Origin of the sequence: Bradyrhizobium sp. I1.14.4 (genome assembly GCF_050435825.1) — a bacterium.
Classification (GTDB): Bacteria; Pseudomonadota; Alphaproteobacteria; order Rhizobiales; family Xanthobacteraceae; genus Bradyrhizobium.
In genome coordinates, this window is record NZ_JBNDLA010000001.1 from 719,285 (window position 1) to 744,032 (window position 24,748).

Consider the following 24,748-nt stretch of genomic DNA (forward strand, 5'->3'; position numbering starts at 1 on the left):
CCACACGAAACGACCGCTCTCGCAGCGGTCGCATGTCCTGTCCAATGTCTTGTCCGGTGCAATTCTAGTTGAAAAAGCGGGGCGGTCTAGCGTGGATTCCGCGGCGCAGCGGTGCCTGACGCGGACTTCCGCATGGAATGTCAGGCGTCATCTTTCCGCTCTGCGGAATGACTGTCGGCGTGGTGCGACCCGGTCGCGACGGTGCGGGCGCCTCCACGAACTGAAGATGGCAGAGGTAACCGGGTGAAAGCGGATGGCTGATCTCGGGATGAAGCACGGCCGGGGGCCCTTGACGCCACCGGCCCCGCGGGCGATCTAGATGGGTATGTTCCTGCAGTTTTTCACATCGCTGCGCGACGCCCAGGTCCCCGTGACGCTACGGGAATATCTGACCTTGATGGAAGCGCTCGACGCCGATCTCGCCGAACAGACGGTCGAGAACTTCTACTATTTGTCGCGCGCCGCCCTGGTGAAGGACGAGCGCAATCTCGACAAGTTCGACCGGGTGTTCGGCACCGTGTTCAAGGGGCTCGAGAGCCTGCTCGACGCCATGGGCAAGGCGGAGATCCCCGAGGAGTGGCTGAAGAAGCTCGCGGAGAAATATCTCACCGAGGAAGAGAAGAAGCAGATCGAGGCCATGGGCTGGGACAAGCTCATGGAGACCTTGAAGAAGCGGCTCGAGGAACAGAAGGGCCGCCACCAGGGCGGCAGCAAGTGGATCGGCACGGCCGGCACCTCGCCGTTCGGCGCCCATGGCTATAATCCCGAGGGCGTGCGCATCGGGCAGGAGAAGAACCGCAACAACCGTGCCGTCAAGGTGTGGGACAAGCGCGAGTTCAAGGATCTCGACGGCAATGTCGAACTCGGCATCCGCAACATCAAGGTCGCGCTGCGGCGGCTGCGCAAGTTCGCGCGCACCGGCGCGCCCGACGAACTCGACCTCGACACCACGATCAAGGAGACCGCCAACCACGGCTATCTCGACGTGCACATGCGCCCCGAGCGGCGCAACGCAGTTAAGGTGCTGGTGTTCTTCGATATCGGCGGCTCAATGGATTCGCATATCGAGCAGGTCGAGGAACTGTTCTCGGCCGCCAAGAGCGAATTCAAGCACATGGAATATTTCTACTTCCACAACTGCCTCTATGAAGGCGTCTGGAAGCAGAACAAGCGGCGCTTCACCGATCGCACGCCGACCTGGGACGTGCTGCACAAGTATCCGCACGACTACAAGGTGGTGTTCGTCGGCGACGCCTCGATGTCGCCTTACGAGATCATGGTTCCCGGCGGCTCGGTCGAGCATGTCAACGAAGAGGCTGGCTCGGTCTGGCTCGACCGCATCATCCGCACCTATCCGCACGCGGTGTGGCTCAATCCGGTGGCGCAGAAGCACTGGGACTACTCGGAATCGACCACCATCATCCGCCGCCTGTTCTCCGAGCGCATGTATCCGATCACGATCGAGGGTCTGGAGAACGCGATGAGGGAGCTGGTGCGGTAACGCACGAGGCGTCGCGCCGGCGGGCGCGCCAACAACATCCAGGGAGAGCCCCATGCCCCAGAACATCCACCGCGGCATCAAGGTGATGATCGACGAGGCCAATGCCGAGATCGAGACCATCAGCGCGGCCGATGCGATCACGCTGATCGGCAAGAACGACGTCGTGATCGTCGACATCCGCGATCCCCGCGAGATCGAGCGCGACGGCAAGATCCCCGGCGCGTTCTCCTGCACCCGCGGCATGCTCGAGTTCTGGATCGATCCGAACAGCCCCTACGCCAAGCCGATCTTCCAGGAAGACAAGAAGTTCATCTTCCACTGCGCCGGCGGCCTGCGCTCGGCGCTCGCCGCCAAGACCGCGAAGGACATGGGCCTGAAGCCGGTCGCGCATATGGGCGGCGGCTTCGCAGCCTGGCGCGAAGCCGGCGGTCCGATCGAGGCGTGGGAGCCGAAGAAGAAGAGCTGAGCAAGATGTCACACGCGGGCTTGACCCGCGTGTCCATCGTTACGAAGCAAGATGGATTGCCGGATCAAGTCCGGCAATGACGATGGAGAGACACGTAAGATGACCACCACCGACGATCCGCTCGTATCGACCGAATGGCTGGCCGCGCATCTCGGCGACGCCAACGTCAAGGTGCTGGACGCGACCTTCAAGCTGCCGGGCGTGCTGCCGCTGCCGAAGGACGATTATCTCGCAGCGCATCTGCCCGGCGCCGTGTTCTTCGACGTCGACGCGGTGTCCGACCACTCCAATCCGCTGCCACACATGTTTCCGAGCGCCGAGCAGTTCGGTCGCGACATCGGTGGGCTCGGCATCAGCAATGCCGACACCGTCGTGATCTATGACGCCGGCGGCTGGGTCGCCGCGCCGCGCGCCTGGTGGATGTTCCTGTCCTATGGCCATCGCAATGTGCGGATTCTCAACGGCGGCCTGAAGAAGTGGCGCGCCGAGGGCAGGGCGGTCGAGAGCGGCGAGGTGACGCGGAAGCCTGCAACGTTCAAGGCGAGCTACGATCCGAAGCGCGTGCGCAGCATCGAGCAGATGATCGCCAATGTCGAAAGCCGTGCCGAGCAGGTGATCGATGCGCGCGCCGCCGATCGCTTCGAGGGCCGCGCGCCGGAGCCGCGGCCGGGCATTCGCGCGGGCCACATCCCGGGCGCCCGCAACGTGCCCTACAACCAGCTGTTCGATGCCGCGACCGGCGAGATGAAGCCGCTCGACGATCTGCGCAAGTCGTTCTCGGGTGCCGGCGTGAAGCTTGATGCGCCTGTTGTCACGAGCTGCGGCTCCGGCGTCTCGGCCGGCGTGCTGACGCTTGCGCTCTACCGGCTCGGCGTCACCGAGAGCGCGCTGTATGACGGCTCGTGGTCGGAATGGGGGCAGGCGAGCGGCCCGCCGATCGCGACGGGACCGGCCTGATCGGCAACTGGCGATTTCGGACGAAGCGGACGACGTTTGGCGTGAAGAAAACGCGTCAAGACAAGAGCCCTAACGCCGCGTGACCGGCACCAGGGTGGTCTGGCCGAACGGATCGATCTGCTGCTGCATGACCTGTCGAACCGGGCGCGCGCGAACAATCCGCCGCCGCTCCTTGCGGTGTGTCGGCTTGCCGCTCGCGTTGCGCTCGGGCTTCTTCGCCTCGGCGGCCTTCGGCGCCGCCGGCGCGTCGACAACAACTTCAGGTCCGCCCAGCGTTGCGATCTTCGTTGCGGCCGCGATGGCCTCCGGTGACGGCGGCGGCGAGGGCTCCGGCACGGCCATCGCTGGTGCCGGAGCAGCAGGCGGGGGCTCGCTGGTTGCAGCAGGCGGATCGGCCACTGCGGCGACCTTGGCCTCGGTGGTCGACGGTTCGGTGGCCGCGGGTGTCGGTTGCGATGCCGGCGGGAAATCTGTGGTCGGAGGTTGCGGAGCGACGTCGGCGGATAGTGCTGGTGCGGGCGTCTCGGTTGCCGGGGCTTCCGGCTCGGGCGGCGCGGACGGATCATCCGCCTTGGCAGCGGCGACCTTCTCCGGTTCGGCCGGAGGCGAGACTTCGGCGGGAGCGGCCGACTCGGATGCGGCTGGTTCGGACGGGGTCGAGGCTGCCGGAGTATCGGCCGCCACCTTGTCCGCGGCGGCGGACGGGTCGACACGCACCATAGCAAGCACCGGCGGCGTCTCGGGCTGCTGCGCGAACTGCGGCGCGGGCGGTGCCATGCGGGCCGGAATACTTGCGAATTCCTCGTGCGCCGCGCGAAACAGCGCGGCTGCCCCTAACCCGAACACCAGAAGCGAGGTCGCCAGCACGATCGCAGCGAACAGGAAACGAAGGCCGGGGAGCATGGGCGCGGGTTCCCCCTTCTACGGAGGGTGTTGATGTCAAGGGAACGCGGTGACCACACGAGAAAGCCGGCGTCGCGAGTGCGAATCAGGCTGATTCGAGGATATCGCAACGTCCCGCGACTGTTTGTTACAAAATGCGGGCGATTGATGACTTTGGCCACGTAGACAGACTTTGCCGGGCCATGAGACATCTTTGCCGCAGCGTTGACGCGAAATCACAATGAGCCCGAAATAGCCCGGGTTTCGTGGAATTGTCTTGAATGCGCCGCTATCTTCCTTCATTGGGCCGTTAACGGTCCGGTGTGGCTTGGGGACTATACAAGAGCAATGATGATCAACCGCATTCTGACGATTTGCGTTGCCGCGGCTCTCGGCGTGGCAGGAACCTCGCTCGCGCATGCGCAGGGTTATCCGGCGCCCCAAGGCACAGCCTATTCGACCGCGCCCCAGCCCTATCCGCCCGGCAACCTGCCGGATTTCGACGCCCTCAATGACGATGAAGCGCCGCAGGACTCGGCTGCACTGCCGCCGCCCGGTCCGGTGATGTCGCCGAACGATCCGCGCTATGGCCGTGCGCCGGCCTATTCCGATCGTGGTGCGCCGACCGGTCCGGTAATGTCGCCGGACGATCCGCGTTATGGCCGTCCGATGAACGCTCCGGTCTATTCCGATCGTGGTGCGCCGACTGGCCCGGTGATGTCGCCCGATGATCCCCGCTATGGCCGTCCCATGGGGCCGCCGCCGGTGATCTATGGTGATCGTCCGGGCGCGCAACAAGCCAATCGCGACAATGGTGTTCCCGCCGCCGGAGTTTCCTACGGCGACGACCGCGGCGGCATGCGTCCGCCCGAGGGAGTTACCGGAGCCGTGCCGCAGCAGCAGGCGCCGGTCGATGCCAATGGCAAGCCGGTGCAGATCGCGGCGCTGCCGCCCGATGAGCAGCCGGAGAACGGCCCCGCGCAACTGCCGCCCAACCTCCGCCGCCAGGAAGTGGCGTTCGCCACCAAGGAGCCGGCTGGCACGATCGTGGTCGATACACCGAACACCTATCTCTATTACATCCTCGGCAACGGCCGGGCGATCCGCTACGGCGTCCGTGTCGGCCGCGACGGCTTCACCTGGACCGGCGTGCAGAAAATCACCCGTAAGGCCGAGTGGCCGGATTGGCATCCGCCGACGGAGATGATCGAGCGTCAGCCCTATCTGCCGCGCTTCATGGCCGGCGGACCCGGCAACCCGCTCGGTGCCCGCGCGATGTACCTCGGCTCGACCGTGTATCGTATTCACGGCACCAACCAGCCGTCGACCATCGGCAAGTTCGTCTCGTCGGGCTGCATCGGCATGCTGAACGAGGACGTCTCGGATCTGTTCGAGCGGACCAAGGTCGGCACCCGCGTGGTCGTACTGCCCGGCGGCGCAGCCCCGGGCACGACGACGGCTTCGGCCGCGCCGCCCCCGAACCCGATGGCCCCCGCCCAGGCCGCGCCGCTGCCCGGCACGCAGCCGACCTCGGTGCAGCCGCTGCCCGCACCGGTCACGGTGCGCTAGGCCAACCGGCAATTCTTCAAGAAAAAGGCGCGCGAACAGCGCGCCTTTTTTATTGCAACAAGCCGGCCTGTCTCGGCGTTGCCGCCGTGAGGCAATGCGTTGCAGGAATCCAACCTGACATATCCGCCGCTGAACACGCCGAAGCCGGTTACCGACGACGTGTGGATCGTCGATGGCCCTGTGATCCGGTTTGGTACGCGCTGGCTCAAGATGCCGTTTCCGACGCGCGCGACGATCTTTCGTCTGCCGGGTGCGCGGCTCTTCATTCACTCGCCGACCCCACTGGTGGATGAACTCAAGATCGCGGTCGCGCGCTTGGGCGTGCCGAGCTGGATCATCGGGCCGAACCGCCTGCATTATTGGTGGATTCCGGAATGGCATGCCGCCTATCCCGATGCGCGCGTGTTTCTCGCGCGCGGAATTGCGCAACAGGGAGGCGACCGGCTCGCTCTTGATGGCGACCCGCTCGATCAGCGATCCGGCTATCCGTGGGACCAGTGGATCGCGACGCTTCCGGTCGCTGGCAGCTATATGACGGAGGCCGTGTTCTTCCATCGGCCGTCGCGGACTTTACTGTTGACCGACCTGATCGAGAATTTTGAAGCCGAACGAATTCGCTCGCCGTTGATGCGGCTCTTGACTTGGCTCGGCGGCGTGCGCGATCCGGACGGCAGCACGCCACGCGACATGCGATTGACGTTCTCGCGCGACCGCGCCGCGCTGCAGGCCGCTGTCACCTGCATGATCGAATGGGATCCGGAACGGATCATCCTTGCCCATGGGCGCTGGTATGACCGGAACGGCCGCGCCGAGCTCGAACGCGCATTCCGCTGGCTCGGCTAGTTGCAGCGAATGCTGCGGTCAGGTCAGCCGCCGAGGCGGCTCGCCGCCCTTGGTGAAGGTATCGATGCACTCGACCATCTGCTGATAGTGTGTCTGCAAGCTCTCGCGCGTGGCGTAACCGAGATGCGGCGTGATCACGACATTGTCGAGCTTGCGGAGCGGGTGGTCTGATGGCAGCGGCTCGACCGAGAACACGTCGATGCCGGCGCAGGCAATCTTCCTGTCGCGCAGCGCCGCGAGCAGGGCGTCTTCGTCGACGATCGGCCCGCGCGCGGTGTTGACGAGATAGGCCGACGGTTTCATGCGGGCGAGATCGGCGGCACCGACCAGTCCGCGCGAGCGCGGGCTCAGCACGACATGGATGGTGATGACGTCGGCGGTCGCGAACAGTTCGTCCTTGCCGGCGTAGTCGACGCCGGCCTCCTTGCACTTCTCCGGCGTCAGGTTAGGGCTCCAGGCGATGACGTGCATGCCGAACGCCTTTGCCATACCGGCGACCTTGCTGCCGAGCTTGCCGAGGCCGACGACGCCGAGCGTCTTGCCCTCGATCTCGGTGCCTGCAAAGGTCTGCCAGGCCTCGCCGGCGTGCATGCGCGCATTCTCGCGGCCGATGCCGCGCGTCAGCTCCAGGATCAGGCCCATGGCCAGGGCCGCGGTGGGGTCGCGGCTATATTGGGTGCCGCACAGCACCACCTTGTGGTCCTTGGCGGCTTCCATGTCGATCGCGGCGTTGCGCATGCCCGACGTGATCAGGAGCTTCAGTCTGGGCAGCGCGTCGAGCAGGCTGCGCGGGAACGCCGTGCGCTCGCGCATCGCGCAGATGATCTCGAAATCCTTCAGCTTCGTCGCGGCGTCCGCTTCGCTCGCGAACGGCTTGTCGAACACGGTGACCTCGACCCGGTCCTTGATCGCCGGCCAATCGGCCACCGAAAGCGCGATGTCGAAATAGTCGTCGAGGATTGCACAGCGGAGCCGCGTCATCGAAAAGTCCATTCAGGGTGAGGGCGACGGCGGGAGATCAACCGTCGGGATACCCGTCATGGTCGCGCGCAATCGGCAGGCGCGCAAGCGGCCGTGCTTTCAAATAAGGGCGATTGTGTCACGCCGTCCGGGATGGCTTGTGTGCCTTCGCGGTCCGTATATCGGCGAGCATCGACCGCACCGCCGGCGACAATGCCATCTGCTTGGCACGGCAGGCCGGGCCGGGGCCGCGCATATAGTGCAGTTCCGGTCGATAGGGGTTGAAGGCCTTGACAACGAAGGCCCGCCAGAAGGCGCGGAATTCGGCGAACAGCGTCGCCTCGCCCTTGATCGCCGGGCGCGAGAGAGGTGCTGAAATAATGGTAGCCATGACGCGGCCTCAACTGTTTGGTCGCGGTTCTGCCGCGAAAATCGCCGTTTTTCGGCGCTGAAGTCGAGTTTTGGCCTGATTTATTAAAAGATAGTTTCAATTGTCGTGATCCGGCGCATAGATGGTGTCCAACCCGTAATCATCCGTGGGTGAACGGACGGAACATGGTGAACGGATGGAAAACGCCGCGCCCGCGGTTGCGCTTTCAGGGGCCGGCCGTTACATCGGCGGCAGCAAAATTTCCACAAATCGGATCAATTCCAGGGACAGCGGATGGCGCGCCAGTTCATCTATTTCATGCAGGGTCTGACCAAGAGCTATCCGACCCGCAAGGTGCTCGATAACGTCCATTTGAGCTTCTATCCGGACGCCAAGATCGGCGTGCTCGGCGTCAACGGCTCGGGCAAGTCGACGCTGCTCAAGATCATGGCTGGTCTCGACAAGGAATATAACGGCGAGGCATGGGTCGCTGAAGGCGCCCGCGTCGGCTATCTTGAGCAGGAGCCGCACCTCGATCCCACGCTCAGCGTCCGTGAAAACGTCATGCTCGGCGTCGCCAAGCAGAAGGCGATTCTCGACCGCTACAACGAACTCGCGGTCAACTATTCAGACGAGACCGCCGACGAGATGACCAAGCTGCAGGACGAGATCGAGGCGCAAGGCCTGTGGGATCTCGATAGCAAGGTCGACCAGGCGATGGACGCGCTGCGCTGCCCGCCCGACGATGCCGATGTTACCAAGCTCTCGGGCGGTGAACGCCGCCGTGTGGCGCTGTGCCGCCTGCTGCTCGACCAGCCGGAATTGCTGCTGCTGGACGAACCGACCAACCACCTCGACGCCGAGTCGGTATCGTGGCTGGAAAGCCATCTGCGCAACTATCCCGGTGCGATCCTGATCGTCACCCACGACCGCTACTTCCTCGACAACGTCACCGGCTGGATCCTCGAGCTCGATCGCGGCCGCGGAATTCCCTATGAGGGCAACTACTCCTCCTGGCTGGTGCAGAAGCAGAAGCGGCTCGAGCAGGAGGGGCGCGAAGACGTCGCCCACCAGAAGACGCTGGCCCGCGAGCAGGAATGGGTGGCGTCCTCGCCGAAGGCGCGGCAGGCCAAGTCGAAGGCCCGCTACCAGCGCTATGAGGATCTGCTCAAGAAGGCGGGCGAGAAGCAGGCCCAGACCGCGCAGATCATCATCCCGGTCGCCGAGCGCCTCCGCGCCAACGTCGTCGATTTCGAAGGTCTCAGCAAAGGCTTTGCCGATCGCCTCTTGATCGACGATCTCACCTTCAAGCTGCCGCCTGGCGGCATCGTCGGCGTGATCGGTGCGAACGGCGCCGGCAAGACCACGCTGTTCAAGATGATCACCAAGCAGGAGACGCCCGACAAGGGCACCATCACGGTCGGCGAGACCGTGCATCTCGGCTATGTCGACCAGTCGCGCGACGCGCTCGAGGGCAACAAGACCGTGTGGGAGGAAATCTCCGGCGGCAACGAGCTGATCCTGCTCGGCAAGAAGGAAGTCAACTCGCGCGGCTATTGCTCGGCATTCAACTTCAAGGGCGCCGACCAGCAGAAGAAGGTCGGCGCACTCTCCGGCGGTGAGCGCAACCGCGTGCATCTCGCCAAGATGCTGAAGTCGGGCGCCAACGTGCTGCTGCTCGACGAACCGACCAACGATCTCGACGTCGACACGCTGCGCGCGCTGGAAGAGGCGCTGGAGGATTTTGCCGGTTGCGCCGTCATCATCAGCCATGATCGCTGGTTCCTCGACCGCATCGCGACCCACATCCTCGCCTTCGAGGGCGACAGCCATGTCGAGTGGTTCGAGGGCAACTTCCAGGATTACGAAAAGGACAAGATGCGCCGGCTCGGCCAGGACAGCATCATCCCGCATCGCGTGAAGTACAAGAAGCTGACGCGCTGATCCAAGATATCGTCATGCCCGGCCTTGTGCCGGGCATCCACGCCTTTTCTTCCAGGATGCAAAGACGTGGATGGCCGGGACAAGCCCGGCCATGACGAGTGGATAGGGCAAGCATCGCGATGCCCTTCGTTGGCGGGATCATGACGGCATCGCGGCGCAATCTGCGGCCAGTTGTCGCTTTTCAAGCGCGCGGGATTGCGTAGATAGAGCGCTCCGCAATTTCAATTTCGCGAGCACTCCAACATGTCCGCACTTTCAGACGCGCCCGGCCGCTCCAAGGGCCGGTCGCTGCGTCCCGTTCCCATGCTGATCTTCGGATCGCGCTGGCTGCAATTGCCGCTCTATGTCGGCCTGATCATCGCCCAGGGCGTCTATGTCGTGCTGTTCCTGAAGGAACTGTGGCACCTGTTCGCCCATGCCTTCGATTTCAGCGAGCAGCAGATCATGCTTGCCGTCCTCGGCCTGATCGACGTCGTCATGATCTCGAACCTGCTGGTGATGGTGATCGTCGGCGGCTACGAGACCTTCGTCTCGCGCCTCAATTTGCAGGGACATCCCGACGAGCCGGAATGGCTCAGCCATGTCAACGCGAGCGTGCTGAAGATCAAGCTGGCGATGGCGATCATCGGTATCTCCTCGATCCACCTGCTGCGCACCTTCATCGAGGCCGGCGCGTTGTCGTCCGGCAAAGGCAACTACACCGAGACCGGCGTGATGTGGCAGACCATCATCCACTGTGTCTTCATCCTGTCGGCCATCGGCATCGCCATCGTCGACAAACTGTCGAACGACTCGATCGAGGGCGCCAAGCAGCAGACCGTGCATTAGCGCGGCCGCCAAAGGTTCACAGCAATCCAGTGTCGTGATAAGGCTCACGACACGAACATCGCGGGCGTTCGCCGAGTGGCGCGCCTATTGGACCGCTGCGTGAACAGGTTGTTGCATTTGACATTCCTCCGCGCGCTTGCCTTCGGGCTTCTGCTCGTATCCTTGTCCGTCGTCTCGCCTGCGCGTGCCGCCGACGCCGCGTTCACCCAGTTCATCGCCTCGCTCTGGCCGGAAGCCAAGGCTGCAGGGGTGTCGCGTGAAACGTTTGATCGTGAGACGCGCTCCCTCGAGCCCGACTACAAGTTGCCCGACCTGATCCTGCCCGGACGTCCAAAAACCGGCGCGCCGGCGCAGGCCGAGTTCGTGCAGGTGCCGGGCGATTACATCAAGGAAGCCTCGATCGCGCGGCTCGCCGCGGAGGGGCAGCGGCTGTTGCAGAAGTATCGTCCGTCGCTCGATGCGATCGAGAAGCGGTTCGGCGTTCCCGCCACCGTCGTGCTGGCGATCTGGGGCCGTGAGACCGACTACGGCCGCTACTCGCTGCCTTACGACACGCTGCGCGTGGTGGCGACGCAGGCCTATGTCGGCCGCCGCAAGGATCAGTATCGCACCGAGTTCATCCTCGCGCTGAAGATCCTCGGCGAGGGCGCGGTGACGCGCAAGGAGATGCGCTCCTCCTGGGCGGGGGCGACCGGCTACACCCAGTTCCTGCCGTCGGAATACTACAAGCACGGCGTCGATCTCGACGGCGACGGTAAGGTCGACATCTGGCACTCGGTGCCGGATGCGCTCGCCTCGGCCGCGCAGCAACTCGTCAACAAGGGCTGGCAGCCGGGCGTGCGCTGGGCTTATGAGGTGCAGGCGCCGGCCAATGCCGACTGCACGATGGGCGTGCCCGAAGTGACCAAGCCGATCAGCCAGTGGCTGCGGGCGGGCTTCGTGCCGGTGCGCGGGCAGAAGCTCAGCGCCACCGAGCAGGCGCAATCGGCCTCGCTGCTGCAGCCGGAAGGCGTTTACGGTCCGGCTTTCCTGACCACGCCGAACTATTTCGTGATCAAGGAATACAATTTCTCCGATCTCTACGTGCTGTTCGTCGGCCATCTCGCCGACCGCATGACGAGCCCGCAGCCGTTCGCCACGCCATGGTCGGCGTCGAAGCAGCTGCGCTCGGCCGATGTCGAGGCGATGCAGCAGCAGCTGACGAAGATCGGCCTCTACAAGGACAAGCTCGACGGCAAGGCCGGGATGCAGACCCGCGCCGCACTCGGCGCCTATCAGAAGCAGGCCGGGCTGAAGGTCGATTGCTGGCCGAGCGAGGCGGTGCTGCGCGCGATGAACGGGCAGCGCTGATGGGCCGCTAGACTGCTTGGCGGCGGAAAACAAAAACCCGGCCGCAAGGCCGGGTTTCGGGAGTGATGCGGAAATCGCGTCGATGGATCAGTCGCAAACCTGGATGCGACGGAAGCGCCAGCCGTAGCCGTCCCAGAACCGCTCACGAACCATGCGGCACGGGGCTTCTTCGACGTAAACCGGCGCCGGCGCGACATAGACCGGGGCGGGACGAGCGCCTGCGATAGCGCCGCCGAGCAGGGCGCCGCCGATCAGGCCGCCGGCAACGCCGGCCGCGACGGCGCCGCCGTCACCAGCCTTGGCAGCCGGAGCAACGGCCAGCGAACCGGCAATCGTAGTAACGGCGACAAGGGCAGCTAAAGTCTTCTTCATGTCTTTGGCTCTCCTGGAACGTGGTGGCGTCGTGGCCCGACGCCGGGTTTAGGTGACTCGCACGCTGATCTCGAACTGCTGTCTTGCTAAACAGCGCAGAACAGTCAACCGAAAGTAAACGTCCGCAGCCTCATCGCGCAAAAAAGCGGTTTTTTCTGGCCGCGATAACAGACGTCCCGGAGATGCAGTCGGTTTTCCGGGACATCTGGTTCGATTTAATCGAGATGAACGACGATCAATCGCAAACGCGGACGCTGCGGACGCGCCAGGTGTAGCCGTCCCAGAACCGCTGGCGTTGCCAGAAGCAATCAGGGCCGTAGCCGGGTTCGGCGACATAGGCCGGACCGGGTGCGTAGTAGCCATATCCGGGACCGTAATAGCGGTTCTGCGATGCGATCGCGCCGCCGACGATGGCGCCACCGATCAATCCCGCAGCGACGCCAGCGGCGACACCGCGTTGTGCCTGGGCGGGGGCGGGCACCGCCAAAGCCGAAACCGCCAGAGTGGCGGCGGCGCAAAGCGCCAGCAATGTCTTCTTCATGACCTCACCTTTCTCACGGGAGCAGGGACAGCGTTCGTTGGCGATCTGTCTCGCCTGAGGGTTCCATATTCCGCTTGAATGATCAATGAACGACGCTGCCGTATTCGCCTCCAAATGCTTGCAGCTTTCGGAATATCTTGCAACGCACAAGCTTGTTGCGCGCTTGCGGCGGTTCGCGGCGGTGGAAGCTGGGATTGGTCTGCCAGACCTGCTGGGTGCACTTCGTATTCCCGAAAGCCCGGCCCGATCGATTTAGATTCATTCCAATATGAATCCCGCATCAGTTTGGAATTGCTACAAGAACCGCTTTTCCTTTTGCATCCGGCGGGGGCCGACAATATCCATATTGGCGAGCATCACCCGTTGGACCCTGCCTTCCCCGATGATTGTCTGTTCCTGTAACGTCCTCAGCGACCACGATGTCCGCAATGCCGTCAATGGCGGTGGGTCCGTGACACGAAATGCCAAGCAGGTGTACGGCTGCCTCGGCTGCAATGCCGAATGCGGCCGCTGCGCGCGCACCATCAAGGCGATCATCGACGAGGCGCTCGGTCCCTGCGCCAAGGCCTGCTGTTCCGGCTGCCCCCACGGCGGCCATCCGCACGCCGCTAACGAGGACGCCGAGCCGGCCGAATTCGCGCTCGCGGCCTGCTGAGGCGATATTCGATTCCGATCGAATAGGAATCCAAGCTCCAGCTTCTTGTTTCGACGCGTTTTCTTCCCGCGAGCCTGCTTTCGCATCGCCGGAAACGCCCTGCCTCCGACAGATCCACTCGAATTCGGTTATCCACGCGCTGCTTCCGCTGAGGGTTGCTCTCTCCGGTGATCTGATTTAGAAGCATTCTAAATTTAGTGTCGGCCGGTTTGGCCGCGACAGGTGGAGTGGATCATGCAAGGCGACCCGAAGGTCATCGATTATCTGAACAAGGGGCTGCGCAGCGAACTGACCGCCATCAATCAGTACTGGCTGCACTACCGGATGCTCAACAATTGGGGCCTCCTGGAGATGGCCAAGGTCTGGCGCAAGGAGTCCATCGAGGAGATGGAGCACGCCGACAAGTTCGTCGATCGCATCCTGTTCCTCGACGGCTTCCCGAACCTGCAGGTGCTCGATCCGCTGAAGATCGGCCAGGACGTCAAGGAGATCATCGAGTGTGACCTCGCCGCCGAGATCGGCGCCCGCACGCTCTACCAGGAGGCGGCGACCTACTGCCACGGCGTCAAGGACTATGTCAGCCGCGACCTGTTCGAGGAGCTGATGAAGGACGAGGAGGACCACATCGACTTCCTCGAGACCCAGCTCGACCTGATCAAGCGCATTGGTCTTGAGCTCTACACCCAGAGGCACGTCGGTCATCTGAAGGCTGAGGAGTCCTGAGCTTCGGTCGGCTGGCGCGGCGAGACGTCTCCTAAAATGCGAGAGGCCGTCCTTGCGGGCGGCCTCTTTTGTTTTGCGATCCGGATTGATGCGGTGCCCGTCAGTAGCACCGGATGATGTTGATAGTGCGGTCGCCGCCGCGTCCAGGCACCGTGACGCTCTCGGTGGGACAGCTCGACACATAGGGACGATCCGACGGCACCACGGCCGGCGGGTATCGATGCGCCCAGTCCCAGGGCACGTCCTGGGTGTAGGTGTAGCGAACGTCGTTCGAGACCGGCGCCGGGACTTCGGCGGCGAAGGGAACGCCCGCGACGGCGTCTTCGTAGTATCCGCTTGTCCCGGGCAACACGATGCCGGGCACCCGCACATGATGGCGGAAGGCTGGATGGTGCGAGGAAAACGTGCCGCGCGGCGCTGTTCCGGATCTCGCATAAGTCTCGGTCGAGGAAGCGAGCAGCAGCGCTGCAACGCCGAAGGACGCAATCAGCGCCCCACATGTTCGATACGCCATTCTTCGAAAGGCCATGGCACGCACCAACTCGCGGTTACGGAGCATTGTGCGGACGCTAGGCCGGGCCGCGTTGCGCCTGCAAACTCATCCTTAATTATTGGTTAAAAAGTAAGCTTAACAAGGAGTAATTGTCTCAAATTGGCGCGATCTCGCACGGGGTCCGCGCAGACGGCGGCGTTGTTCAGACCGTGTCGGCCGGAACGAAGCAACTGATGATGATGCTGCCGCGATGGTGCACGTACCATACGACGGCCTCACCGACCGGATTGCCGCGATCGCGGATGACGGCGCGCTCCGGCACCATCATCCACTCGCCCTCGATCGGTACCCAATAGGCGCCGTTGCGAACGTCATAGCTCGTGCGATGGCCGTCGGAGATGTCACAGCACGGCACGCCATTCGGCGCGATCACGCTCTTGAACCAGGCGCGGATATCGGGCGGCACATTGTCGTATTGGCCGTTGTCGAACGCCAACGCAGCGCCCGCCATGATGACGAGCGGCGCAAGCACCGCGACATGCGTGAGCCTTCGCATTGCCTTCCTCCGGCAGAAAACTTCTGCGTGACCCGCGCATGGCGTCGCGCGAATCCGGTGTTTGCGCGATTAGGCACGAACCGTGCGCGGGATGCATGCTCAAAGAATCAGCGAAGCAGCGCAGTGCTCCGTGATGCAGTGCGGAATCGCCGCGCTCAGGACGGTCGCTTCGCGCGTACCTTCTTCGCGGGCTTCGCCGCGATATTGTCCCGGGCCATTGTGAGGGCGCTGCGCAGCGTGACCTGATCGGCTTTCGCGAGGCGGACATTGGTGCTGCCGCTCTTGCCCCAGCCGCCCGGCACCGGCCGGAAGATCCCCGGTTCGGCCTCGACCACCATCGCCTGCTGCTCGGGCGTCAGCTTCACCATGCCCCAATCCTTGTCGGGATAGCCGAGCGTTGCGAAGATGCGCTTGCCGACGCGGAAGTCGGCGGTGCCGTGATGTGCGCCTTCAATCACCTCGGGCAGGCTCAGCGCTGTGCGGCGGAAGCGGTTTGCGGACATCGCCTTGATCCCGATCGCTACATCGTCCGCTGCGGCGCGGTCTGCAACAATTCCTGCAGTTGCCTGGCATAGAATTTGGCATCGCCGGTCGTGAGGTGGCCGCGCGTCTCGCTGCTCGCCGGGATCAGATCAATCTTGCCGTTCTTGATCCGCTTTACCGCTGCCTCGGTGACGCCGGTCTCCGGCGGATTGCGCTCGTCGTCAGCCGCGTTGATCGCGAGCAGCGTGGCCTCGATCTTCTCCATTCCCGCCGACGGATCGTAGTCGTGCGAGGCTTCCCATTGATAGATGTAGTCGTTGGCATCTGCGGTGACCGGCAATGCCAGCTGGTCATCGACCATCTTGTCGGCCTGCGGCGCAGTCGACGCCAGCGTCTGGTAGCCGAGCGTGCCGCCGGCGCTTGCGAAGCGATAGGCCGCGATGGCGTATTTCATCATCCGCGGCTGGCTCGTGTAGTTGCCGCCGTTGTAGTCGGGATCGTTGCGGATCGTTTCCAGCATCGTCCGCCGCAGGATCCAGTTGCGCGCCGCCATCGCTGATGGCTGCGAGGCCATCGGCACCAGGACGTCCATCATCTGCGGATAGCGCACGCCCCAGATCCAGGTGTGCATGCCGCCCATCGAGTTGCCGATCACGAGCCGCAGGTGCTTGATGCCGAGGCCTTCGGTGACCAGCCGGTATTGCGCGTCGACCATGTCGTTGTAGTCGTATTTCGGAAAGCTCGTCCGCATCGCATCCGACGGCTTCGACGATTTGCCGTGTCCGATGCCGTCGGGGATGACAATGTAGTATTTCGTCGCGTCGAGCGGCTGGCCCGGGCCGAACAACTGGCCGGCAAATGTCGGCGTCAGCATGCTGGCGGCCGAGCCGCCGGAGCCGTGCAGCACAGCACCGGCTGTCCGGTCGGCGCGCCGACCGTGGTGTAGTGCAGCCGCAGTTCCGGCATCACCTCGCCGCTGTGAAACTTGAAGTCCTTTGCGATCCACTCGCCGTCCTGCGGCGCGGGATAATCTGCGGCCATGACGGGTACCGACATCGAGACGAGAGCGGCCAGGAGCGCCGCGCACAAACGGATCATGATGCTTCTCCCCACGCGCGGCGCGCTTGTCCAGCCGCTTCGGTGCAAGCCTAGCATGACGGAAAGCGTTGTCCGAGAGTACGCCAGCGCGACTGGCGAAGATGTGTTCGGCTAGCTCGCCCTCAGCACGTTCAGCGCATACCATCCCCAATAGATACGATGACGCTGGATCAGGCCGTCCTTGATCTCCATGACCTCGACGAGGTCCATCTGATCGCCGTCCGGAGACTGGCGCGGATATTCCCAGGTGAGAATTCGGCCGTCGCTGAAGAAACCCTGTTTGAACCGCCTCCGCTGCGGCGGGTTGGTGCAGAACACCCGCGTGATGAACTCGCGCAGCGCATCCCGGCCCTGGACGATCCCGTCGCTCGTCTGCATCAAATGCTGGACCAGTGGGCTCTCGATCGAGGCGTCAGGAGCGTAGAGCGCGAGCGCCGCCTCGAGGTCCTTGTTGCCGAGGGCCTCGTCCCAAAGCCTGTAGACGCGTTCCGCGTCGGCGTTGCCGGCTGTCATGATTATTCCCTTGTGTTTCGTTGATTGCCGCCCATTTGAGCGGATCAGGCAATCGCGACGTTTCAGGAAAATCTGAAATGAGTATCGCGGCACGGCGAATGCCGGTAGGACGTTTCGGGATGGATTGGAGGCGATGCGGTGGGATCATCCCAACCGGTGCAGACAGGATTTTCGCGGATCGCCGAGGCGTTGGGTGATCCGGTGCGCGAGGCGATGGTCAGCGCGCTGGCCGACGGCAAGGCGCTGCCGGCGGGTGAGCTTGCTGCGGTCGCTGGCATCTCGCCGCAAGGCGCCAGCGCGCATCTGCAGAAGCTGGTGGATGCGCGTGTGCTGTCGGTGTGGGCACAGGGCAGGTTCAGATATTACCGGATCAGGGACGACGACGTCGCGGCGCTGATCGAGAACCTGGTCGATCTCGCAGCGAAAACCACTGCCCGGCGCAAGCGTGCGATGCCGGCCGAGCAGCTCAGGCGATCGCGCACCTGTTACCATCATCTTGCGGGTGAGCTCGGCGTGCTGTTGTCGAATGCGCTGATCCGCCGCCGCCTTGTCATCGTCGATGGCCGCGATGGGCGCGTGACTGAGCAGGGGCTGGCCTGGTGCCGCGCCGAGGAGATCGATTTTGATCCCGCGTGGCAGCCGCATCTGCGGCTCTGCAACGACTGGACCGAGCGGGTGCCCCATCTCGCCGGTCCCTTTGCCAATGCCGTGCTGGCGCGACTGGTCGAGATGCGCGGCGTTGCGCCGCATCGGATTCCGCGTGCGCTGCGGATCACCGACCGCGGGCGGGCATTCTTTGATCGGCTCGGCGTGCAGGTTCCGTTCTGAAGCCGCGCGAATGTGAAATTAGCGGCCGTCCTCGACCTCGGTCTCCGGGCGGTCGTTGCCGGAGGCGGTTTCGGTCAGCCATTTGCCGTCCGGCGTTTCATACTGGATTGCCTCGGTGCGTCCGGGAACACGCTGTTCGTTGGCGGCGCGCCGGGCGGCGGCGAGTGCCGCAGCGCGGGTTGGAAACGGTTCCGAGAACACCCCGTTGACGGTATAGGCCCAGCCGCCGTCGTGCTGGACAACCTTGTAGATCACGTGGCTCATCCGGAACCTCGTTTCCATCTTGAACGATGAGGCTGCCAGAATAGACCACGATGTCGTATTTTGCAGCAGCCGATCGTCTTTGAGACAGCCGCCCCGTTGCTGCGGGCGAGGGAGACCGACATGTGCCGCAATATCAAGACACTGTTCAACTTCGAGCCGCCCGCTACCGAGGACGAGATCCACGCGTCGGCACTGCAGTTCGTGCGCAAATTGTCCGGCTTCAACAAGCCGTCGCAGTCCAATGAGGCCGCCTTCAACCTTGCCGTGACCGAGGTCTCGGACGCCGCGCGCAAGCTCCTGATCTCGCTGCAAACCGGGGCGCCGGCGCGCGATCGCGAGGTGGAGGCGGAGAAGGCGAGGGAGCGTTCGCGCCTGCGGTTCGGCTGAGGCCGGGGTATTCCGTGATGCAGGTCACGGTACGGCGTCATGCCCCCAGGCACCATCGCCGTTCACCCCGGCCCCGGAGCAACGCCATGAAGCCTGCCGTCCTGCTGACATTCTGTTCGATTGCGTTCGCCGTTCTCTGGACCTGCGGCATGCTGTGGTCGAGCGGTACGATCGACCTCGCCAATGTCATCATTCTGTCGGCCTGCGGGGCGTTCGCAGGTGTTGCCTGGTACTACGCGATGCGCTGGGTCTTTCAACTCATGCACCTCGTTCGGCCCTCGGATCCCCCGGCTAACCACGGCGCCGAGCGATGAGTGCCGCGCTTGCAAAACCGAGGTAACAGGCGTTGTTTATGGCGAGCTGAGGGGACACCATGCGCATCATCATTGCGCTCGCCGTCGCGCTGACGTCGTCAGCCGCTCTTGCTGGCACGTCCGAAGGTTACGGCATGGGCGGCTGGATCGGGAAATTCCAGCCGGAGATCGACCGCGCCAACGCTTCCGGCGAGCAATTCCGCATCAAGGGCCATTGCCAGTCGAACTGCACGTTGTTCCTCGGGCTGCGCAATATCTGCGTCGAGCGCAGCGCGACGCTGTTGTTTCATGCCGGCCATGACCGCCAGCGCAACATCAATGCGACATCAACCCAGCGGATGCTGGACGCGTACAAGCCCGCGCTTCGCGACTACGTCCTCGCGCACCACTACATGGATACACTGGAATTCCACGCGATCCCTGGCGCGATGATCATCGACCGGTTCGGTTACAAGGAGTGTCCACGAAGCTAGAGCGTTTTCGAGCGAAGTGGACGCCGGTTCGCGTGAAGAAAACGCGTCAAGAGAAGGAGCTTGAGCTTCGGTTCTGATTCAATCAGAACCGAAAAGCTCGAGGGACAAGAAGGGTTACTTCTTGTCCTTCTTGCGATGCTTCTTCTTTTTCTTGTGATCGCCGTCTTCGTCGTCGTCATCAGCGAAATCGACCGCGTCGTCGACGTCAAGGGCGATCGCCTCCGCTGCCGCGCGCTCGGCGGCATCGCGCTCGGCGAGCTCCGCGGCTTCACGCTCCTTGGTGCGCCTGTAGTCTTCCCAGGCGTCGAAGACCATGTGCAGCCACGGCATCACCTGCTCGATCGACGGCAATTGGCCGGGCGGGCCTGCTTCACCGCGTGGGCCGGCCGGACCCTGCGGCCCCTGTGGACCAGCCTCGCCGCGCGGACCCTGTACGCCCGGCTTGCCTTGCGCCCCCGGCTTGCCCTGGGGGCCAGCTTTTCCGACCACCCCAGCCTTGCCCTGTGGCCCCGGCTTGCCGCGCGCACCTTCCGGCCCCGGCCGCCCGGGATGTCCCTGCGGACCGGGCCGTCCCGGTTCGCCCTGACGGCCCTGCGGCCCCTGCGCCCCTCGTGACCCCTGGCGGGAAGTTGTCTCGTCAGCCACTGATATACTCCGTCGCGATTTCAAGCCGCTTGTAACAGAGGTTGGAGGACGGCTTCAATTCTGCCTGTCGGGTCGGGTGCAAGCGATCAACAGTCATAATTCTATGCGCATATGACGACGGAGGGCGTGTTGCGGGTTTTGAACGGCAGGTATGGCGAGGCCGCAGGCGAAGTACAGCAACCGCTCGACATCGTCGTGACGCGAGACGATGTGGTGGACGAGGAGGCCTTTCGCAGCACCAGTGTGCTCGAGCTCTATGAAGAGCTGTTTCCTCCGAGCGAGCGCGACAATTCTGACGACATCGTGCGCTGGCTACTATCAGATGACATCGGCGAACAGCGACAGTTCAGCGTCGGTGCTCAGAAGCTGTCATATCGTCTCGACTCGCGCTGCTTCATCCTGCGCGCCGCGGAGCGCGCGATCGGGCTCGGCTTCTTCACCTACGATCACGCAAGCGAGCTGATCTACTGCAACTACATCGGCGTGGCGAAGGCGTGGCGCGGCGGCGGCCTGGCGCGCGAGTTCTATCGCGAGACGATCGAAATGCTCGACGCGCTGTTTCCGCGCAATATCGGCATGGTGCTCGAGGTCGAACCCTACGATCGCGATCGGCTGGAAACGATCATCGCTGATCTCGAACGAACGGGCGCGAGGCGGCTCGCGGCGGATCAACAGGCCGAGATTCGCAGATTGCTGCGCGTGAGCTGGTACGACAAGCTCGACTACCGCTTCTTTCGCGACGCGCGCAGGATGCAGCCGCTTGACTGTCGTTCGCCATGCCTCGATCCGTCGTTGCTGCCATCCGCTTGGGCAGGCGCGGAGGAAAATTACTGGCTGGCTTGGCAGGCGCGGACCGGCGCGCCCTCGGCGGAGGGGAGCGCCGGCGATCTCTGGCAAAAGGCCGTCGCTGCGATCTATGTCGAGATCCTCGCAAAATCCCTGGTCGAGGACGATCCGAATGGACGGCGCGACTATTGGGACTATGCGACCGCACTGGTCGCGCAGACGCTGCAACAGGTCGCGACGACCGAGGTGCGTCTCGCACGGTGCCTCGATGCCGACGGCCGCGCGTTGCTGTCGCGCTGGCGACGCCTCGCGGTCGACCTGCCGATCTGAGATCGACGTGTCGATCTGAGATCGAGGTGTCGATCTGAGATCGAGGTGTCGATCCGAAACCGCTAGGCTGCGGCGTGCTCGCTATGCGGCACGTCGATGCCGTCGGCGGAATATTCGCGGATCTTGTTCCGCAATGTCCGGACCGACAGCCCGAGCACGCGCGCGGCGCGAGTGCGGTTGCCGTTGCAGCGCGCGAGCGTCTGCAGCACCAGTTCCCGCTCAACTTCGTCGACGGTGGCGCCGATCAGCAGCGGAACGATTTCATTTGGAGCCAGCGACGGCAGCAGTGCTTCCGGCGACGGTACGGTGGACGCGTAAGACATGAACTCCTCCCGATCAAAGCCCGCTTCGTCGGAGAAGCGAAGACATCGAGAACCAACTACCCCGTAGATCCACGGTGTCCCGGTTTGGTTAACAGATCCCTAACGTGCCGTTAACTCCCTGCCTTGTAAGCAAAATACCCAGAAATTGCCACGATTTGGGTTCCATCGGTCATAGTGTCCGGTAACCGCCATCGACCATCACGATCGATCCCGAGACATAGGCGGACAGGTCCGAGGCGAGGAAGATCGCGGGACCGACGATGTCCTCCGGTTTGCCGGCACGGCCGAGCGGGGTGTGGTCCATGAAGACCTTCACGAGGTCGGGATTGGCGGCGCGCACCTTCTCGTTCAGCGGCGTCTCGATGAAGCCGGGACCGATCGCATTGACGCGAACGCCATCCTTGCCGAGCTCGGCGGCCAGCGCCTTGGTGAAGCCGAGCACGCCGTGCTTGGAGGCGGTATAGGCAGGCGAGCTCGGCGTCCGCAGATGCACGAAGGACTGGATCGAACCGATATTGACGATGCGTCCCTTGGCCTTGCGCAGCGGTGCGAGGAAGGAATGCGTCACGTTGAAGACACCGGTGAGATTGATCGCGATGATGTCTTCCCAATCCTTGATCACGGCCTCGTCGGCGCCGAGCATGCCGTTGCGGCGCGCGATGCCGGCATTGTTGACCAGGATCGAGACCGCTCCAACCTTGTCGGCCACCTGCTTTGCCATCGCGATGCAGGCGTCGCGATTGGTCACATCGAGAGCAAAGCTGTCCGCCTTGCCGCCGGCGTTACGGATCTCCTTGGCTGCTTCCGCCGCCGCATCGCCGTTCATGTCGAGCAGCACCACGCCCGCACCCTCGCGGCCGTAGCCTGCAGCGATGGCACGCCCGATGCCCGAGCCTGCACCGGTGATGACGGCGATGTGATTGTCGAGAAGGGCCATGGCGTTTCCTCGTTCTGATTTGTGAGCGTTGTCGACAACACTATTCAAAACTGCGCCAACCGAAACGCCAAGCCGCGTTTGCGCGTTGCTGTTATCCGGATTCGGATGACAGTACGGACCGATCATGGACCCGCATATCAGACACTGGAAAGTTGCGATCGAGCGCTTCTGCGCGGCGCCGGATCCCGACTATCGCGAGATGGCGAGAATGATCGCCGAGATCGCCGCGACCGACATCGACGAGACACTGCGGCATGCGGCCGCACAGGTGCTGCCGATCCTGCGCCAGGCGACGCTGAAATCGGCCGACCGCCGGACCAGGTCGATGGCGCTGCGCCGTCTCGGCATCGTCAGCGATGCGCTGCACATGCTGTCCGCGCCACAGTTCGGACGGCGCGGCTCAACGCCGAAGGTGCTGACGCAGGAAGAGCGCTACCGGCAATTGCTTGGCCTGCCGTTCGGCCGCCGCCTCGCGGCGACCGAAGTCCATCAAGCGTTCAAGCGCGCCGCCAAGACGGTGCATCCCGATGGTGGCGGCAACGGCGCCGCATTCCTTGAACTCGCCGCGGCGCGCGACGCATTGATGAAGCATCACTGACGCTTGATCGCGCCAGGTCCGACGGAAGGGCGGACGCCGCGCCGTTGCCGCGTGTTCGCCCGGGCGTGATCGATGGGCGATGGCTCAGAACGAGCAGGTGCCGTTGTTCAGGAGGCTGGTCTTGAAGCTGAACGCGGCATCGAAGGTTGGCAGCTCCTCGCTGACGACGGCATAGTTCGCCGGCCACGGCGCGGTCGGGATGCTCTGGTCCCAGATCTGGCAGAAGCCGGTGTCCTGCCAGAGGATCAAATGATAGGGCGTGGCGCTGGCCGGGCTTGCGGCGGCAAGCACGGACTCGGTGGCGGCAACGGCGGCACAGGCAATCGCAAGACGACGCATCGGAAATCTCCGGTTTGAAAAAATGAATGTTCCGCGGGGCAATCCCGGAGCTCAGGGGCTGATCGCCCCGGACATGCAGTGAGTGCTGCAGCCCCGGGAACAGGTTCAACGCCGGGTCGCGCGGAAACACCCGTCAGCAAATCGGCCAGCGCTGTGCCAAATTGCGCCTGGTTACGCGCTTGCTACAGTCGGCGCATGGCGATTCGCGCCAGCGTCGCGACACATGCCAATCGACGTGAGCAAATCCTGGGGAGACCGCACATGAAATTTTCATCCACCCTTCGCGCCGCGCTGGTCGCACTGCTGGCGTTCACGGGAGCTGCCTTCTCTTCAGCGGCTCGTGCCGACAGCGGCTTCGTGACGCTCACGATCTACAAGGCCGGCTGGATCATCGGCGGCTCCGGCGGCAGCGGCGTCCTGACCTTCCGCGGCCGCTCCTATCGCCTCTCGACCGGTGGTCTCGATTACGGCCTGGTGTTCGGCGGCTCCAAGACCGTGCTACGCGGCCGCGTCAGCAACATCAATCGTCCGTCCGACGTCGCTGGAGTCTACGGCGCAGCAGGCGCGGGGCTTGCCATCGGCCGCGGTGCCCGCGCGATCGTGCTCACCAATCAGAATGGGGCGGTGCTCGAGCTGACCGGCCACCAGGTCGGACTGATGGCCAACGCCGATCTGAGCGGCCTTGCGATCACCATGCGGTAGCGCATGATGGTGTGGAGCGGGACCAGTGAGTGGCCCCAATCCTACTGTGCATGGGGTTGTTTTCGATGTTTTTGTCCAGCTGATCGCGCGAGCCGCCTCGGTCCAGGCCGGGGCGAGGCGGCGTTCACTTGAACAGATGCAGCGCTGCGTATTGCAGCAGCATGATGGTCTTGGCGTCGACGATTCGGCCGTCGCTGATCATCGCGAGCGCGTCGTCGATCGCAAGCTCCAGCACCTCGATGTCCTCGCCCTCGTCGGCGAGCCCGCCGCCATCGCTGACGCGCATCGCGGCGTCATATTCGGCGATGAAGAAATGCAGCTTCTCGGTCACCGCGCCCGGCGTCATGAAGGCTTCGAACACCTTGCGCACGTGCGCGAGCCGGTAGCCGATCTCTTCCTCAGCCTCGGCGCGTATGCGTGCTTCCGGCGCGGCGTCGTCGAGCATGCCGGCGGCGGCCTCGATCAGGAGATCATCATAGCCGTTGGCGAAAGCGGGGTAGCGGAACTGCCGCACCAGCACGACGCTGCGGATGTTCAGATTGTAGGGCAACAGCGCCGCGCCGTTGCCGCGATCGTAGACCTCGCGCACCTGGGTCTGCCATTCGCCATTGGCGCGTCGGTAGTCGAATGTCGCGCTCTTCAGCTCGTAGCGGCGCTTCGAGAGCAGCTCGACGTCCTTGACGCGGACGCGGTCGGCGATGCTCATGCGTAAATCCTC

General features: G+C 63.8%; 33 protein-coding genes and 1 pseudogene. 18 read left to right on the plus strand and 16 right to left on the minus strand.

All coding sequences use genetic code 11. The features are described 5' to 3' along the window. Positions 1-325 precede the first annotated feature (325 nt). The 3 genes from ABIB78_RS03370 to sseA all read left to right on the plus strand — a co-directional run bounded on the left by ABIB78_RS03370 (position 326) and on the right by sseA (position 2,924). Positions 326-1,501 carry a vWA domain-containing protein gene (locus tag ABIB78_RS03370; protein WP_016847779.1) on the plus strand — a complete coding sequence of 392 codons (1,176 nt, stop codon included), beginning with the start codon at positions 326-328 and terminating at the stop codon, positions 1,499-1,501. 52 nt (positions 1,502-1,553) lie between these two features. Continuing rightward, the gene (locus tag ABIB78_RS03375) at positions 1,554-1,967 is read left to right on the plus strand and encodes a rhodanese-like domain-containing protein (protein WP_429021365.1); all 414 of its coding nucleotides are present in this window, start codon (positions 1,554-1,556) and stop codon (positions 1,965-1,967) included. A gap of 99 nt (positions 1,968-2,066) precedes the next feature. Then, a complete protein-coding gene (gene sseA, locus ABIB78_RS03380; RefSeq protein WP_429021368.1) occupies positions 2,067-2,924 on the plus strand; it encodes a 3-mercaptopyruvate sulfurtransferase in 858 nt (285 codons plus the stop codon). 69 nt (positions 2,925-2,993) lie between these two features. On the opposite strand, the gene ABIB78_RS03385 is transcribed toward sseA, so the two are convergent. After that, the gene (locus ABIB78_RS03385) at positions 2,994-3,827 is read right to left on the minus strand and encodes a hypothetical protein (protein ID WP_429021370.1); all 834 of its coding nucleotides are present in this window, start codon (positions 3,825-3,827) and stop codon (positions 2,994-2,996) included. 327 nt (positions 3,828-4,154) lie between these two features. Here ABIB78_RS03385 and ABIB78_RS03390 point away from each other — a divergent pair, with 327 nt between their 5' ends. Beyond that, positions 4,155-5,375: a L,D-transpeptidase gene (locus ABIB78_RS03390; RefSeq protein WP_429021372.1), complete on the plus strand. Its 1,221-nt coding sequence runs from the start codon at positions 4,155-4,157 to the stop codon at positions 5,373-5,375. Between the two features lie 99 nt (positions 5,376-5,474). Continuing rightward, positions 5,475-6,218: a DUF4336 domain-containing protein gene (locus ABIB78_RS03395; protein ID WP_429021374.1), complete on the plus strand. Its 744-nt coding sequence runs from the start codon at positions 5,475-5,477 to the stop codon at positions 6,216-6,218. A gap of 18 nt (positions 6,219-6,236) precedes the next feature. Here the strand turns inward: ABIB78_RS03395 and ABIB78_RS03400 are convergent, their stop codons facing one another. Beyond that, positions 6,237-7,199, minus strand: coding sequence for a D-2-hydroxyacid dehydrogenase family protein (locus ABIB78_RS03400; protein ID WP_429021376.1), 963 nt, complete (start codon positions 7,197-7,199; stop codon positions 6,237-6,239). 118 nt (positions 7,200-7,317) lie between these two features. Further along, on the minus strand, positions 7,318-7,569 hold the full coding sequence (locus ABIB78_RS03405; RefSeq protein ID WP_429021378.1) for a hypothetical protein: 252 nt from the start codon (positions 7,567-7,569) through the stop codon (positions 7,318-7,320). Positions 7,570-7,842: 273 nt separating this feature from the next. Between ABIB78_RS03405 and ettA the strand changes: the two genes are divergently transcribed. The 3 genes from ettA (at position 7,843) to ABIB78_RS03420 (ending at position 11,670) form a co-directional block, all read left to right on the plus strand. Beyond that, entirely contained in the window at positions 7,843-9,492 is a 1,650-nt protein-coding gene (gene ettA, locus ABIB78_RS03410; protein ID WP_429021381.1) for an energy-dependent translational throttle protein EttA, read from the plus strand. Between the two features lie 243 nt (positions 9,493-9,735). Further along, positions 9,736-10,320 carry a TIGR00645 family protein gene (locus ABIB78_RS03415; RefSeq protein ID WP_429021384.1) on the plus strand — a complete coding sequence of 195 codons (585 nt, stop codon included), beginning with the start codon at positions 9,736-9,738 and terminating at the stop codon, positions 10,318-10,320. Between the two features lie 117 nt (positions 10,321-10,437). After that, complete coding sequence (locus ABIB78_RS03420) at positions 10,438-11,670, plus strand: lytic murein transglycosylase (RefSeq protein WP_429021559.1); 1,233 nt, start codon at positions 10,438-10,440, stop codon at positions 11,668-11,670. Positions 11,671-11,757: 87 nt separating this feature from the next. Here ABIB78_RS03420 and ABIB78_RS03425 read toward each other — a convergent pair whose 3' ends face one another. Next, a complete protein-coding gene (locus tag ABIB78_RS03425; RefSeq protein WP_016843728.1) occupies positions 11,758-12,042 on the minus strand; it encodes a hypothetical protein in 285 nt (94 codons plus the stop codon). Positions 12,043-12,277: 235 nt separating this feature from the next. Next, a complete protein-coding gene (locus ABIB78_RS03430) occupies positions 12,278-12,583 on the minus strand; it encodes a hypothetical protein (RefSeq protein WP_429021387.1) in 306 nt (101 codons plus the stop codon). Between the two features lie 85 nt (positions 12,584-12,668). Here ABIB78_RS03430 and ABIB78_RS03435 point away from each other — a divergent pair, with 85 nt between their 5' ends. From ABIB78_RS03435 to bfr, 3 genes are all read left to right on the plus strand, one after another. Further along, positions 12,669-12,839 carry a hypothetical protein gene (locus ABIB78_RS03435; RefSeq protein ID WP_429021389.1) on the plus strand — a complete coding sequence of 57 codons (171 nt, stop codon included), beginning with the start codon at positions 12,669-12,671 and terminating at the stop codon, positions 12,837-12,839. Positions 12,840-12,965: 126 nt separating this feature from the next. Next, positions 12,966-13,238: a (2Fe-2S)-binding protein gene (locus tag ABIB78_RS03440; protein WP_429021561.1), complete on the plus strand. Its 273-nt coding sequence runs from the start codon at positions 12,966-12,968 to the stop codon at positions 13,236-13,238. Between the two features lie 234 nt (positions 13,239-13,472). Beyond that, positions 13,473-13,961 (plus strand): bacterioferritin, encoded by a 489-nt coding sequence (gene bfr, locus ABIB78_RS03445; protein ID WP_429021391.1) that lies wholly within the window; start codon positions 13,473-13,475, stop codon positions 13,959-13,961. Between the two features lie 100 nt (positions 13,962-14,061). Here the strand turns inward: bfr and ABIB78_RS03450 are convergent, their stop codons facing one another. The 5 genes and pseudogenes from ABIB78_RS03450 to ABIB78_RS03470 all read right to left on the minus strand — a co-directional run bounded on the left by ABIB78_RS03450 (position 14,062) and on the right by ABIB78_RS03470 (position 17,104). Further along, entirely contained in the window at positions 14,062-14,490 is a 429-nt protein-coding gene (locus ABIB78_RS03450) for a hypothetical protein (protein WP_429021393.1), read from the minus strand. Between the two features lie 166 nt (positions 14,491-14,656). Continuing rightward, a complete protein-coding gene (locus tag ABIB78_RS03455; RefSeq protein ID WP_429021395.1) occupies positions 14,657-15,010 on the minus strand; it encodes a hypothetical protein in 354 nt (117 codons plus the stop codon). 155 nt (positions 15,011-15,165) lie between these two features. Then, positions 15,166-15,513, minus strand: a complete 348-nt coding sequence (locus ABIB78_RS03460) for an MmcQ/YjbR family DNA-binding protein (RefSeq protein ID WP_429021397.1) — start codon at positions 15,511-15,513, stop codon at positions 15,166-15,168. A gap of 17 nt (positions 15,514-15,530) precedes the next feature. Then, positions 15,531-16,591: pseudogene (locus ABIB78_RS03465) on the minus strand (alpha/beta fold hydrolase). A 111-nt stretch (positions 16,592-16,702) separates the two neighbouring features. Further along, on the minus strand, positions 16,703-17,104 hold the full coding sequence (locus tag ABIB78_RS03470) for a nuclear transport factor 2 family protein (RefSeq protein WP_429021399.1): 402 nt from the start codon (positions 17,102-17,104) through the stop codon (positions 16,703-16,705). Positions 17,105-17,242: 138 nt separating this feature from the next. Here ABIB78_RS03470 and ABIB78_RS03475 point away from each other — a divergent pair, with 138 nt between their 5' ends. Beyond that, positions 17,243-17,932, plus strand: coding sequence for an ArsR/SmtB family transcription factor (locus tag ABIB78_RS03475; protein WP_429021402.1), 690 nt, complete (start codon positions 17,243-17,245; stop codon positions 17,930-17,932). A gap of 18 nt (positions 17,933-17,950) precedes the next feature. Here ABIB78_RS03475 and ABIB78_RS03480 read toward each other — a convergent pair whose 3' ends face one another. Next, positions 17,951-18,196 carry a DUF2188 domain-containing protein gene (locus ABIB78_RS03480; protein WP_429021405.1) on the minus strand — a complete coding sequence of 82 codons (246 nt, stop codon included), beginning with the start codon at positions 18,194-18,196 and terminating at the stop codon, positions 17,951-17,953. A 120-nt stretch (positions 18,197-18,316) separates the two neighbouring features. On the opposite strand from ABIB78_RS03480, the gene ABIB78_RS03485 reads away from it, so the two are divergent. The 3 genes from ABIB78_RS03485 (at position 18,317) to ABIB78_RS03495 (ending at position 19,370) form a co-directional block, all read left to right on the plus strand. After that, entirely contained in the window at positions 18,317-18,583 is a 267-nt protein-coding gene (locus ABIB78_RS03485) for a DUF2277 domain-containing protein (protein ID WP_429021407.1), read from the plus strand. An 86-nt stretch (positions 18,584-18,669) separates the two neighbouring features. Continuing rightward, entirely contained in the window at positions 18,670-18,897 is a 228-nt protein-coding gene (locus tag ABIB78_RS03490; RefSeq protein WP_429021409.1) for a hypothetical protein, read from the plus strand. Positions 18,898-18,956: 59 nt separating this feature from the next. After that, entirely contained in the window at positions 18,957-19,370 is a 414-nt protein-coding gene (locus tag ABIB78_RS03495) for a hypothetical protein (RefSeq protein ID WP_429021412.1), read from the plus strand. 114 nt (positions 19,371-19,484) lie between these two features. Here the strand turns inward: ABIB78_RS03495 and ABIB78_RS03500 are convergent, their stop codons facing one another. Beyond that, positions 19,485-20,015, minus strand: a complete 531-nt coding sequence (locus tag ABIB78_RS03500) for a collagen-like protein (RefSeq protein ID WP_429021414.1) — start codon at positions 20,013-20,015, stop codon at positions 19,485-19,487. Positions 20,016-20,141: 126 nt separating this feature from the next. On the opposite strand from ABIB78_RS03500, the gene ABIB78_RS03505 reads away from it, so the two are divergent. Then, a complete protein-coding gene (locus tag ABIB78_RS03505) occupies positions 20,142-21,131 on the plus strand; it encodes a hypothetical protein (protein ID WP_429021417.1) in 990 nt (329 codons plus the stop codon). 62 nt (positions 21,132-21,193) lie between these two features. On the opposite strand, the gene ABIB78_RS03510 is transcribed toward ABIB78_RS03505, so the two are convergent. Both ABIB78_RS03510 and ABIB78_RS03515 read right to left on the minus strand, forming a co-directional pair. Beyond that, the gene (locus tag ABIB78_RS03510; protein ID WP_429021420.1) at positions 21,194-21,454 is read right to left on the minus strand and encodes a helix-turn-helix domain-containing protein; all 261 of its coding nucleotides are present in this window, start codon (positions 21,452-21,454) and stop codon (positions 21,194-21,196) included. A gap of 169 nt (positions 21,455-21,623) precedes the next feature. Further along, on the minus strand, positions 21,624-22,391 hold the full coding sequence (locus ABIB78_RS03515; RefSeq protein ID WP_429021422.1) for an SDR family NAD(P)-dependent oxidoreductase: 768 nt from the start codon (positions 22,389-22,391) through the stop codon (positions 21,624-21,626). A gap of 124 nt (positions 22,392-22,515) precedes the next feature. Between ABIB78_RS03515 and ABIB78_RS03520 the strand changes: the two genes are divergently transcribed. Further along, positions 22,516-22,989, plus strand: a complete 474-nt coding sequence (locus ABIB78_RS03520) for a hypothetical protein (protein WP_429021425.1) — start codon at positions 22,516-22,518, stop codon at positions 22,987-22,989. Positions 22,990-23,073: 84 nt separating this feature from the next. On the opposite strand, the gene ABIB78_RS03525 is transcribed toward ABIB78_RS03520, so the two are convergent. After that, complete coding sequence (locus tag ABIB78_RS03525; RefSeq protein WP_429021428.1) at positions 23,074-23,328, minus strand: hypothetical protein; 255 nt, start codon at positions 23,326-23,328, stop codon at positions 23,074-23,076. A 261-nt stretch (positions 23,329-23,589) separates the two neighbouring features. Here ABIB78_RS03525 and ABIB78_RS03530 point away from each other — a divergent pair, with 261 nt between their 5' ends. Continuing rightward, positions 23,590-24,030, plus strand: coding sequence for a hypothetical protein (locus ABIB78_RS03530; protein WP_429021431.1), 441 nt, complete (start codon positions 23,590-23,592; stop codon positions 24,028-24,030). Positions 24,031-24,154: 124 nt separating this feature from the next. Here the strand turns inward: ABIB78_RS03530 and ABIB78_RS03535 are convergent, their stop codons facing one another. Beyond that, positions 24,155-24,736 (minus strand): GDP-mannose pyrophosphatase, encoded by a 582-nt coding sequence (locus ABIB78_RS03535; protein WP_429021434.1) that lies wholly within the window; start codon positions 24,734-24,736, stop codon positions 24,155-24,157. Positions 24,737-24,748 lie beyond the last annotated feature (12 nt).

Bases quoted from the DNA above. Each gene is read 5' to 3' on its own strand.
- ABIB78_RS03370 (WP_016847779.1), top strand. From the start codon at position 326: ATGTTCCTGCAGTTTTTCACATCGCTGCGCGACGCCCAGGTCCCCGTG.
- ABIB78_RS03375 (WP_429021365.1), top strand. From the start codon at position 1,554: ATGCCCCAGAACATCCACCGCGGCATCAAGGTGATGATCGACGAGGCC.
- sseA (WP_429021368.1), top strand. From the start codon at position 2,067: ATGACCACCACCGACGATCCGCTCGTATCGACCGAATGGCTGGCCGCG.
- ABIB78_RS03385 (WP_429021370.1), bottom strand. From the start codon at position 3,827: ATGCTCCCCGGCCTTCGTTTCCTGTTCGCTGCGATCGTGCTGGCGACC.
- ABIB78_RS03390 (WP_429021372.1), top strand. From the start codon at position 4,155: ATGATGATCAACCGCATTCTGACGATTTGCGTTGCCGCGGCTCTCGGC.
- ABIB78_RS03400 (WP_429021376.1), bottom strand. From the start codon at position 7,199: ATGACGCGGCTCCGCTGTGCAATCCTCGACGACTATTTCGACATCGCG.
- ABIB78_RS03405 (WP_429021378.1), bottom strand. From the start codon at position 7,569: ATGGCTACCATTATTTCAGCACCTCTCTCGCGCCCGGCGATCAAGGGC.
- ettA (WP_429021381.1), top strand. From the start codon at position 7,843: ATGGCGCGCCAGTTCATCTATTTCATGCAGGGTCTGACCAAGAGCTAT.
- ABIB78_RS03415 (WP_429021384.1), top strand. From the start codon at position 9,736: ATGTCCGCACTTTCAGACGCGCCCGGCCGCTCCAAGGGCCGGTCGCTG.
- ABIB78_RS03425 (WP_016843728.1), bottom strand. From the start codon at position 12,042: ATGAAGAAGACTTTAGCTGCCCTTGTCGCCGTTACTACGATTGCCGGT.
- ABIB78_RS03430 (WP_429021387.1), bottom strand. From the start codon at position 12,583: ATGAAGAAGACATTGCTGGCGCTTTGCGCCGCCGCCACTCTGGCGGTT.
- ABIB78_RS03435 (WP_429021389.1), top strand. From the start codon at position 12,669: ATGAACGACGCTGCCGTATTCGCCTCCAAATGCTTGCAGCTTTCGGAA.
- ABIB78_RS03440 (WP_429021561.1), top strand. From the start codon at position 12,966: ATGATTGTCTGTTCCTGTAACGTCCTCAGCGACCACGATGTCCGCAAT.
- bfr (WP_429021391.1), top strand. From the start codon at position 13,473: ATGCAAGGCGACCCGAAGGTCATCGATTATCTGAACAAGGGGCTGCGC.
- ABIB78_RS03450 (WP_429021393.1), bottom strand. From the start codon at position 14,490: ATGGCCTTTCGAAGAATGGCGTATCGAACATGTGGGGCGCTGATTGCG.
- ABIB78_RS03455 (WP_429021395.1), bottom strand. From the start codon at position 15,010: ATGCGAAGGCTCACGCATGTCGCGGTGCTTGCGCCGCTCGTCATCATG.
- ABIB78_RS03460 (WP_429021397.1), bottom strand. From the start codon at position 15,513: ATGTCCGCAAACCGCTTCCGCCGCACAGCGCTGAGCCTGCCCGAGGTG.
- ABIB78_RS03470 (WP_429021399.1), bottom strand. From the start codon at position 17,104: ATGACAGCCGGCAACGCCGACGCGGAACGCGTCTACAGGCTTTGGGAC.
- ABIB78_RS03480 (WP_429021405.1), bottom strand. From the start codon at position 18,196: ATGAGCCACGTGATCTACAAGGTTGTCCAGCACGACGGCGGCTGGGCC.
- ABIB78_RS03485 (WP_429021407.1), top strand. From the start codon at position 18,317: ATGTGCCGCAATATCAAGACACTGTTCAACTTCGAGCCGCCCGCTACC.
- ABIB78_RS03490 (WP_429021409.1), top strand. From the start codon at position 18,670: ATGAAGCCTGCCGTCCTGCTGACATTCTGTTCGATTGCGTTCGCCGTT.
- ABIB78_RS03495 (WP_429021412.1), top strand. From the start codon at position 18,957: ATGCGCATCATCATTGCGCTCGCCGTCGCGCTGACGTCGTCAGCCGCT.
- ABIB78_RS03510 (WP_429021420.1), bottom strand. From the start codon at position 21,454: ATGTCTTACGCGTCCACCGTACCGTCGCCGGAAGCACTGCTGCCGTCG.
- ABIB78_RS03515 (WP_429021422.1), bottom strand. From the start codon at position 22,391: ATGGCCCTTCTCGACAATCACATCGCCGTCATCACCGGTGCAGGCTCG.
- ABIB78_RS03520 (WP_429021425.1), top strand. From the start codon at position 22,516: ATGGACCCGCATATCAGACACTGGAAAGTTGCGATCGAGCGCTTCTGC.
- ABIB78_RS03525 (WP_429021428.1), bottom strand. From the start codon at position 23,328: ATGCGTCGTCTTGCGATTGCCTGTGCCGCCGTTGCCGCCACCGAGTCC.
- ABIB78_RS03530 (WP_429021431.1), top strand. From the start codon at position 23,590: ATGAAATTTTCATCCACCCTTCGCGCCGCGCTGGTCGCACTGCTGGCG.
- ABIB78_RS03535 (WP_429021434.1), bottom strand. From the start codon at position 24,736: ATGAGCATCGCCGACCGCGTCCGCGTCAAGGACGTCGAGCTGCTCTCG.